Origin of the sequence: uncultured Bacteroides sp. (assembly GCF_949298305.1) — a bacterium.
In the GTDB taxonomy this organism is placed as follows: domain Bacteria; phylum Bacteroidota; class Bacteroidia; order Bacteroidales; family Bacteroidaceae; genus Bacteroides.
In genome coordinates this window covers 1-10,671 of record NZ_CASFWU010000089.1, presented here as the reverse complement: position 1 = coordinate 10,671, position 10,671 = coordinate 1, and the positions used below count along the sequence as shown (strand labels likewise).

The following is a 10,671-nucleotide window of genomic DNA, read 5'->3' as shown; positions in this document are numbered from 1 at the left end:
CAGATGCTGGACGAGGTGGTGGTGGTCGGCTACGGTTCCATGAAGAAGTCCGACCTGACGGGAGCGGTGGTGAGCGCCAACATCAAGGACTTTGAGAAGGCCCCCAACTCCAACCTGCTCCAGTCCCTGCAGGGCAGCGTGCCCGGTCTGAACGTGGGGCAGACGACCTCCTCGGGCAGCACGCCCTCCTTCTCCATCCGCGGCACCAACACACTCTCGGGCAACAAGAGCGTGCTGATTGTGCTGGACGGCATCATCTACACCAGCTCGCTGTCTTCCATCAACCCCAACGACATCGCCTCCATCGACGTGCTGAAGGACGCCAGCGCAACGGCCGTCTACGGAGCCCAGGCGGCCAACGGCGTCCTGCTCATCACCACCAAGAAGGGGAAGGCAGGGAAGGCCAAGGTTAGCTTCTCGTCGGCCTACACCTTGTCCAATTCCACCAGGGACCTGCGTCCGATGAACCGCGAGGAATACCTCTCGTTCACGCGCGAGTTCTGGTATGACAAGGCCTACATCGGCCCCGACTATACCACGCCCAACCCCGACTTCCGCCTGGCGGACTACCTGCCCGACAAGGTGATGCTGGACAACACGCAGCCCGACGGCATCTCGCCCTACGACTACGACTGGTGGAGCGAGGGCACGCAGACGGGCTCCATGTGGGAGAACAAGATTTCGCTCTCGGGCGGTGGCGAAGCAATGTCCTACCTGATTTCCTATGCCAATACCGACCAGCGGGGCGTCATCCTGAACGACGACTTTGCCCGCAACAGCATCCGCGTCAACCTGGACGCCAACCCCTTCAAGTGGCTGAAGGTGGGTGTACAGTCGTTTGCCTCCTTCGTCAACCAGGACGGGGCCGAACCCAACTACTGGGCCCTGCTCACGCAGAACCCGCTGATTGAGCCCTACGACGAGAACGGCGATCTGGTTCCCTATCCCTTCGCCACGCTGGACACCAATCCCTTCATGGGCTCGGACGTGGTGGACAAGGAGCGCCACAACTACTTCTTCGCCAACTTCTATGCCGAGGTGAAGCTGCCCGTCAAGGGACTGACCTACCGTATCAACTACGGAAACAACTACCGCATTGACGAGCACTTCCAGGCCAATCCCTACGGGGCCAGCCTGACGGGCGAGGCCTACAAGCAGCACACCTCTTATTACGACTACACGGTGGACAACATCTTGAACTACAACGGCGAGTTCGGCGACCACTCCGTCGGGGCCACCTTCCTCTATGGAGCCAGCGAGCGGAAGCAGAACTACACCGAGGCCAAGGCACAGAACTTCCCCCGGCTGACGCTGGGCTACAACAGCCTGGAGCTGGGCAAGGAGCAGTTCACCAATTCCGATGCCTGGAGCGAGGCCCTGCTCTACCAGATGGTGCGCCTGAACTACAAATACAAGAACCGCTACCTGCTGACGGCCACCGTGCGCCGCGACGGCTATTCGGGCTTTGCCGAGCACAACAAGACCGCCGTCTTCCCCTCGGTGGCTCTGGGATGGCTGCTCTCCGAGGAGGACTTCTTCAACGTCTCCTGGGTGGACTATCTGAAAATCAGGGGCGGCTGGGGCATCAGCGGCAACCAGACCAGCCGCTACAAATCGCTTGCGCAGGTAAACACCAACCCCGGCTACGTGTTCGGCGACGGGGGCTCTACCGAAATCTACCAGCAAATCAGCTCAATGGCCAACAAGGACCTGAAGTGGGAAAAGACCGAGGGCTTCAACTTCGGCATCGATTTCAACCTGCTGGGCAACCGCCTCTACGGCTCGCTGGAGGCCTACCGGACCGTGACGCGCGACCTGCTCTACGACATGGCCATCCCCACCATCACCGGCTTCTCGACGGTGAGCACCAACATCGGCGAAATCAAGAACCGGGGCGTGGAGCTCTCGCTGACCTCGCAGAACATCCGCACCCGCGACTTTGAGTGGAGTACCACGTTCAACATCTCGTCCAACTCCAACGAGATTGTCACCCTCTTCGGCAAGGACACTGACGGCGACGGCAAGGAAGACGACCTGGTGGCCAGCAACCTGTTCATCGGCGAATCGACCTCGGCCATCTATGGCTACATCATCGACGGCATCTACCAGCTGGACGACGACATTCCCGCCGGCTATCATCCGGGCAATTACAAAATCAGGGACGTGGACGGCGACGGCGAAATCACCGTGGACGACCGCGTCGTCATAGGCGACCAGGACCCTGCCTGCCGCATGGGTCTGATGAACCGCTTCAGGTACAAGAACTTCACGTTCAGCTTCTTCTTCAACTCCGTCCTGAGCGGAAAGGACGGCTACCTGGGCTCCAACTCCAGCGCGCTGAACCGAGGCGACGCCAACGCGCGCCGCTGGAACATGCCCGCCGAGCTGGCCGCCGACCACTGGTCGCCCAACAACCCCGGGGCCACCTACTCCCGCTCCACGACGGCCGGCGCCATTGTCCCCACCGCCTACCAGGACCGCAGCTTTCTCCGCCTGCAGGACGTCAACCTGTCCTACGACCTGCCCAAAGCCTGGCTGAAGCATACGGGCATTGAAAGCCTGGGCCTGTATGTGAGCGGAAAGAACCTGTTCACCGTCACGAAATGGAAAGGATGGGACCCCGAGGCCAACAGCGGCTACTACGGCCGTCCCGTACTGCGAAGCTTCACTTTTGGTTTAAACTTAACCCTGTAATAATGCCATGAACAAGAATATCGTTTACATCCTGCTGTGTCTGCTCCTTGCCTCGTGCAACGAGAGTGAATTCCTGAAAGAAAGGCCCGAGGACTTCATGAGCTCAGACAATTCCTACATCACCGAGGCCGACTTCAACATGGCCGTCAACGGCCTCTACTACTCCGTCCGGAAGGAGTTCTATGGGGCGGACGAGAACACACCGTTCGACTACATCTACGGCACCGACCTGCTCTACGACGGCGAGCCCGGCACCTCCAACCGCCACGGCAACATGACCGCCGCCTACAACCCCACCGGCAACATCCCCAAGGCGCACTGGGACTACCTGTACAAGCTCATTGCCGACGCCTACGCCATCATCTGCCGGGTGGGCGCCACGTCCTTCCCCGAAGAGACCCGCACGTTGTTCACCGCCAAGGCCCGCTTCTTCCGTGGGCTGGCCTACCGCACACTGGCCTACCTTTACGGCGGAGTGCCCATCACCCTGGAGGAGGTTTCCGCCCCGAAGACCGATTTTGTGAGGGCCACGAAGGAGGAGACCCTGGCCCAGGCGCTGGACGACGTGAAATATGCCGCCGAACACCTGCCGGACATTGCGGCGGTGAAGGACGGCGAGGTGTCTTCTGCCGCTGCCTGCCACCTGCTGGCAGAGCTCTACCTGGCCACGGGGGACAATCGCGAGGCCGTCGATGCCGCTTCCCGGGTCATCGGCAATCCCGCCCTGGCACTGATGAAGGAACGCTTCGGCTCGCGCGCCACGGAGACGCCGGGTGATGTCTACTGGGACCTCTTCCGCATGAACAACCAGAACCGTGGCGCAGGCAATACGGAGGGCGTATGGGTCATCCAGTTCGAGACCAACCTGCCCGGCGGCGGCAGCTCCACGGCCGACCTGAAACTGGACGGCAACTACATGCTGGAGCGCCACTGCGCGCCCATGGTGCGCGACGTGAAACTGCGTACGGAGCAGAACGGCGTCATCAAGGACTATTCGCCCTTCCTCTGGCCCGTGGGCGACTATACGGGTGGCCGTGGCATAGGCTGGGGCATTACCACAGAGCATTACAGCCACACCATCTGGCAGAGCGACTTCGACAACGACATCCGCAACGCCAACCACAACTTCGTGCGCCGCTTTGCCGTGAACAATCCCTCCTTCAGGGAGCAGTTCGGCATCGACACGATAGACGTGGACAACCCGCCCGCCAACCTGATTGTGGGGCAGGACGGCAGCACCACCATCCCCGGCCGCTTCCTCTACGCCTACCCGTCCAAGTGTACCACCCCCTACAACCATCCCGCCGAGCTGTATGCCAACGCCGCCACCTACGAGCTGAAGAGCATTGCCGGCACCACCTACACCGACCAGTACATGTTCCGCCTGGCCGAGACCTACCTGCTGCGTGCCGAAGCCTACCTGAACCTGGGCGAGAAGGAACTGGCGGCGGCAGACATCAACGCCGTCAGGGAGCGCGCCCATGCCCGCCCCGTGGAGGCGGAGCAGGTGGACCTGGACTACATCCTGGACGAACGGATGCGCGAGCTGGGCGTGGAGGAGAAACGCCGCCTGACGCTGATGCGCCTGGGCAAGCTCTACGACCGCGTCATAAAGTGCAATCCCTACTATGCCGACCCCGCCACCAACGGCGACGGCATGGGCATGCTGGAGAAGTACAACCTGTGGCCCATTCCGCAGTCGGCCATCGAGGCCAATACGGACGCAGTGCTGGAACAGAACCCGGGCTACTGACCCGGGGCAACCCCTCAACTTGTCATTCACACCAATAACCATACAGACAATGAAAACATATAGATTACTTTTGCCGGCACTGCTGCTTTTGTCTGCCCTTACGGCACGTGCCCAGCTTGCGGTCTCCGAGCGGAGGCCGGACGGTCCCTGCTTTGCCGTCGCAACGAAAGGGCAGCAGACACGCATCCTGACCGACCCCGCCGACCACGAAGTGGTGAAGAAGGTGGCGGCCCTCTTTGCGCAGGACATCGGGCGGGTGACGGGCACCGACGGCTGTGTGCTGTCTGCCGCGCCCGTGAACACCGCCGCGCCCCTCATCGTGGCGGGCACCGTCGGGCAGAGCCGCTTCATCGACGCGCTGGTGGAGGAAGGCAAGCTGGACGTATCCGCCATCCGCGGCGGCTGGGAACGCTACCTGGTGCAGGCGGTGGACAAGCCTTTCCGCGGCGTGGGCCGTGCGCTGGTCATTGCCGGTTCCGACCGCCGCGGCACGGCCTACGGCCTCTTCACCCTCTCCGAGGCCATGGGCGTGTCGCCCTTCTACTGGTGGGCCGACGTGCCCGTCGCCCGCAAGAAGTCCGTCTACCTGCTGACGGACAGCTACGTCTCCAAAGCCCCCTCGGTGCAGTACCGCGGCATCTTCATCAACGACGAGGGCTGGGGCATCACGCCCTGGGCATCGAAGACCTTCGACCCCCAACTGGGCGACATCGGCCCCAAAACCTACGCCCGTGTCTGCGAACTGCTGCTGCGCCTGAAGGGCAACATGCTGGCCCCCGCCATGCACCCCTCGTCGGGCGCGTTCAACAAATATCCCGAGAACAAGCTCGTGGCCGACAGCTTCGCCATCGTCATGACCTCCTCGCACTGCGAGCCCCTCCTGTTCAACAACGTGACGGAGTGGCACAAGGACGTGAACGGAGAGTGGAACTACCTCACCAACCGGCAGGGCATCCTCGACGTGCTGGACAAGCGCGTGGCCTCCAACGCCCCCTATGAGAACATCTACACCATCGCCATGCGCGGCATCCACGACTCCGGGCTGGTGGGCGTGCCCAAGGAACGGGAAGTGTCGCTGGTGGAGGAGGTCATCGCCGACCAGCGCAACATCCTCGGCAGGCACATCGACGCCCCCATCGACTCCATCCCGCAGATATTCGTGCCCTACAAGGAGGTGCTGGACATCTATGAGCGCGGCCTGCGCCTGCCGGACGACATCACCCTCGTCTGGCCCGACGACAACTACGGCTACATCAAGAAGCTGAACACCCCCGCCGAGGCCGCCCGCCGCGGAGGGTCGGGCGTCTACTACCACATCTCCTACCTGGGAGGTCCGCACGACTACCTCTGGCTGAACACCACGCCGCCCGCCCTGATGTACGAAGAACTCTCCAAGGCCTACGCCACGGGGGCCCGCCGCTACTGGCTGCTCAACGTGGGCGACATCAAGCCCGGCGAACTGGGCATCAAGACGTTCCTCGACATGGCCTGGGACATGGATGCCTTCGACTACGACAACATCGTCCGCCACCAGCCCGACTTCCTGGCCGCCATCTACGGCGACAAGTGGCACGACGACCTGGCGGACATCCTCTCGTCCTACTACCGGCTGGGCTTCCAGCGCAAGCCCGAAGCCATGGGCTGGGGCTACGAGTGGAACACGGAGAACGCCCAGGAGCGCATGACCGACACCGACTTCTCCTTCACCAACTACCGCGAGGCCGAAAGGCGGATGGAAGAGTACGACCGCATTGCCGCCAAGGCCGGGCGCATCTGGCGCTCCCTGCCCGGGGAACTGAAGCCCAGCTTCTACCAGCTGGTGCTCTATCCCGTCAAGGGCGCCTGCCTGATGAACAAGAAGATGCTCACCGCCCAGCAGAACCGCTGGTATGCCCGCCAGGGGCGCAGCCTCACCAACGAGACGGCCGACCGGGCACGGTCCTACCACGACAGCATAGGCCACTACACCCGCCTCTACAACGAGCAGCTGGACGGCAAGTGGCGGCACATGATGGCCCTGGCGCCCGGCTGGGTGGCCACCTACCAGAACATGCCGCCCACGACCACCATCGACCTGCCCGAAGAGGGACGGCTGGGCATCCAGCTCCCCGGACAGGACCTGAACCACGGCGGCACCAACACCCTGCCCGTGCTCAACAGCCTGACCCGCCGCGACACCTACATAGACCTCTACAACACGGGCCGCAAGCCGCTGGAGTGGACGGCCGAAGTGTCCGAGCCGTGGATAGTCGTCGGCAAACGCCGCGGCAAGCTCGGCGGCGAGGAGCGCCTCCGCGTCTGGGTAGACTGGGACAAGCTGCCCGCCGCCGACAGGCTGACCGGCATCCTTACCCTACGCTGCGGCACCGACGTCCGTCCCGTCCTGCTCACGGTGATGAACCCCGCCTCGCCCCGCCCCGAAGAGCTGAAGGGGCTCTATCTGGAGGAGAACGGCTGCGTGTCCATCGACCCCGCCCGCTACCACCGCAAGCACGACACGGAGCAGGTGAAGATACGCACCATCCCCGGCCTGGGCTATGAAGGCGGCAGTGTGCAGCTGGGCGACCCGCTGGCACCCTCGCAGGGCACCTACGTCATCGGCCGTACCGCCCGTGCCGAGTACGACTTCTACAGCTTCAACGCCGGCTCCGTCTCCGTCTGGATTTATGCCGTGCCCACCTTCCCGCTCCACGGCGGCACGGGCACCTCGTTCGGCGTGATGATAGACGACGGCCTGCTCAAGCTGGCCTCGAACACGGCCAAGGAATACTCGGGCGAGTGGAACGAGAACGTGGCCCGCAACACCACGCTCAACATGCTGCGCCTCACCGTGGACAAGCCCGGCCGCCACACGCTGAAGCTGGTGTGTAAGGACCCCGGCGTAATCATCCAGAAGGTCGTGATAGACTTCGGCGGCCTGAAGCGTTCCTACCTGGGCCCCGAGGTGGTGCGCATGGAGGAATAGGCCTTCCGGTCTTCCCGCAGGAAAACCTTCCGTCAGCCTGCGGGAAGACCGACTGTCTGCCTGCGGGGAGACCGACTGTCTGCCTGCGGGAAGACTGACCGTCTGCCTGCGGGGAAACCGACTGTCTGCCTGCGGGGGAACCGACCGTCTGCCTGCGGAACGACCGGTCACGCCGCTCCCGGCACCCCGCCGCGCCAAAAACTTTCTGTGAAATTTGGCTAAAACGGGCGGTAAGTGTTATCTTTGCGGACACAATCTAAAGACAATATGGCTGTTACAATCAAGAAAGTTACTACCAAGCGGGAACTGAAGCGGTTCATCCGCTTCAACTACGAGATGTACAAGGACAATCCTTACTCTGTGCCCGACTTGTTTGACGACATGCTCAATACCTTCAACAAGAAGAAGAACGCCGCCTTCGAGTTCTGCGAAGCCGACTACTTCCTGGCCTACAAGGACGGCCGCCCGGTGGGCCGCGTGGCCGCCATCATCAACCACAAGGCCAACCGCACGTGGAACAAGAAGGAGGTGCGCTTCGGGTGGATAGACTTCACGGACGACGCCGAAGTGGCCGACGCGCTGATACAGACCGTGGAGCAGTGGGGCAAGGAGCGCGGCATGACCCACATACAGGGCCCGCTGGGCTTCACCGACATGGATGCCGAAGGAATGCTCGTCGAAGGCTTCGACCAGCTGGGCACCATGGCCACCATCTACAACCATCCCTACTACCCGCAGCACATGGAGCGCATGGGCTTCCGCAAGGACGCCGACTGGGTGGAGTACAAGATATTCGTCCCCGACGCCATCCCCGAGAAGCATAAGCGCATCTCGGACCTCATCCAGCGCAAGTACAACCTGAAGATAAAGAAATACACGTCGAGCAAGAAGATTGCCCGCGACTACGGACAGGCCATCTTCGAACTCATCAACGAGGCCTACACGCCGCTTTACGGCTACTCGGCCCTGACACAGCGGCAGATAGACCAGTACGTGAAGATGTACCTGCCCATCCTGGACCTGCGCATGGTGACGCTCATCACCGACCAGGACGACAAGCTGGTGGCCGTGGGCATCTCCATGCCCTCGCTCTCGCGCGCCTTGCAGAAGTCCCACGGACGGCTGCTGCCCTTCGGCTGGTACCACCTGCTGAAGGCCCTCTTCTTCAAGCACCGCGCCCCGGTGCTGGACCTGCTGCTCGTGGCCGTGAAGCCCGAATACCAGAACAAGGGCGTCAACGCGCTGCTCTTCTCCGACCTCATCCCCGTCTACCAGCAGCTGGGCTTCGAGTACGCCGAAAGCAACCCCGAACTGGAGCTGAACGGCAAGGTGCAGGCACAGTGGGAGTACTTCCGCACCGAGCAGCACAAGCGCCGCCGCGCGTTCATCAAGGAGATAGGATAAAGGCCGGGGCGGAGGAGGGCGGCGGCCGCCCCGGACGGGCAGCTGCATCGCGCCAGACGGATGCTTGCACGGTCCGCGGACGACACTTGCATCCCCCGCAGACCGTGCAAGCATTGTCCGCGGACCGTGCAAGCATCCTCCGAGGGGACTTCACGCCCCCTTCTTCCACACGGCAGACAGGAAATAAAAAGAATGCGTTTCACCCCTACACACGGAGTGAAACGCATTCTTTTTCAACACATTGCCGTGAAACATCGTCCCTTCACGGTGAAAGCAGGCCATGTTTCACGGCCGGCGGGGCGGCCATCAGTTGACGCCCAGCTCGTCCACAAAGAGGAAGGCCGTGCTGCCGGCACCCGGATGCCAGGCGGGCAGCTTGGGAGTGGCCTTGCCCACGATGCGCACGTAGCGTGCCTTCACCGGGGCGAAGCTGATTTCCTCGCGGCGGGCGACGTTGTTCTTCGCACCCTTTTCGAGCACGGGGATGGTCTTGGAGGCCACCTTCTTGAAGTCCTTGCCCGTGTCGGACACATAAACCTCAAGACCCTTCAAGCCGAAAATGTAGTCGCCGGGCACCAGGTAGGTGCTGACAAAGGCGGAAGAAATCTCCTGTTCGCTCTGGAGGTCGATGGTGGCGTCGAGGTCCTTGCCGTAGAAGCCCACGAAGCGGCCGGAGCGGTAGTTGCCGTCGCCCGGGAGGCCGTCCACCAGCAGCGGGGCGCCCTTGTAGGTGAACTGCGGGGCGGGTTCGTTGGCCAGGGTGATGGGGCGCATGGTGGCCAGGTTGTATTGCAGGTTCTCTTCGGCCACGTTGCTCTCCCTGCCGTCGCGGATGGCCACGGCCTTGATGCTGCCGCTCCGGGCCACGGCGAAGGGTGCCTCATAGCGTGTCGACGCGGCGGTGGGGGCGGTTCCGTCCGTGGTGTAGTAGACGGGGGCGTTGTCGAAGGTGCTCAGTGTGACGAGGGCCTGTCCGCCTTCGGGCGAGGGATTGACGTCTATCACGACGTCCTCAATGTCCTGCTTGTAGTGGTAGCCATAGAGGTTGTAGATGTCCAGCTGGTGGCGGAGGCGCTTGAGGAAGCCGTCCAGGTTCTTCTTGGCGGGGTCGGTCCACTGCAGTTCGCTCAGGGCGGCGATGCGCGGCATCATCTGCCACTCCATCTTCACGCTGTCCTTGGTCCACTCCGTCCAGATGCAGCCCTGCGCGCCGATGATGTTCTGCCGCTCTTCGGGGGTGAGCACGTCGGCCACAGGCTCGAAGTCATAGACGCGCGCCACGCTGGTCACGCCCTTCAGGCGGTTGTAGCCCGGGTTGCTGAAGTAGAGGTGGCTGATGGGGCAGATGATGGTCTTGTGCTGAAGCTGCGCCGACTTGATGCCGGCCTTCACGCCTGTCCATGCCATGACGGTGGACGTCTTGGTGGGGTTGCCTTCCAGTATCTCGTCCCAGCCCAGCATCTTGCGGCCGCGGGCGTTGATGACCTTCTCCACTTCGCCCATGAAGTAGGCCTGCAGTTGGTTCTCTTTCGTGTGTTCGGGGGTGGATTTCAGGCCCAGTTCGCGGATTTTGGCCTGACACTTGGGACATTCCTTCCAGCGAACTTTGGGACATTCGTCGCCGCCGATGTGGATATACTCGGAGGGGAAGATGTCCATAATCTCGTTCAGCACGTCTTTGGCAAACTGAAGGGTCTGCTCATTGCCGCCGCAGAGCACTTCCTGGAATACGCCGAAGCGGGTGGGAATCTCGTATGGACCGCCGGTACATCCCAGTTCGGGATAGGACGCCAGCGCCGCCATCATGTGGCCCGGCATGTCCACTTCGGGTATGACCGTGATGAAGCGTTCGGCC

5 protein-coding genes are annotated in these 10,671 nt (G+C 62.4%); 4 read left to right on the top strand and 1 reads right to left on the bottom strand.

From position 1 onward, the window contains the following. From Q1Y74_RS11215 to Q1Y74_RS11200, 4 genes are all read left to right on the top strand, one after another. Window positions 1–2,694, top strand: a 2,694-nt coding sequence (locus tag Q1Y74_RS11215) for a SusC/RagA family TonB-linked outer membrane protein (RefSeq protein ID WP_300814419.1), incomplete at its 5' end; no start/stop codon positions are given. 7 nt (window positions 2,695–2,701) lie between these two features. Next, the gene (locus tag Q1Y74_RS11210; protein WP_300814418.1) at window positions 2,702–4,447 is read left to right on the top strand and encodes a RagB/SusD family nutrient uptake outer membrane protein; all 1,746 of its coding nucleotides are present in this window, start codon (window positions 2,702–2,704) and stop codon (window positions 4,445–4,447) included. A gap of 49 nt (window positions 4,448–4,496) precedes the next feature. Next, window positions 4,497–7,412 (top strand): glycosyl hydrolase 115 family protein, encoded by a 2,916-nt coding sequence (locus tag Q1Y74_RS11205; protein WP_300814417.1) that lies wholly within the window; start codon window positions 4,497–4,499, stop codon window positions 7,410–7,412. Between the two features lie 267 nt (window positions 7,413–7,679). Then, on the top strand, window positions 7,680–8,816 hold the full coding sequence (locus tag Q1Y74_RS11200) for an N-acetyltransferase (RefSeq protein WP_300814416.1): 1,137 nt from the start codon (window positions 7,680–7,682) through the stop codon (window positions 8,814–8,816). A gap of 306 nt (window positions 8,817–9,122) precedes the next feature. On the opposite strand, the gene Q1Y74_RS11195 is transcribed toward Q1Y74_RS11200, so the two are convergent. Beyond that, window positions 9,123–10,671, bottom strand: a 1,549-nt coding sequence (locus tag Q1Y74_RS11195) for a family 20 glycosylhydrolase (protein ID WP_300814415.1), incomplete at its 5' end; no start/stop codon positions are given.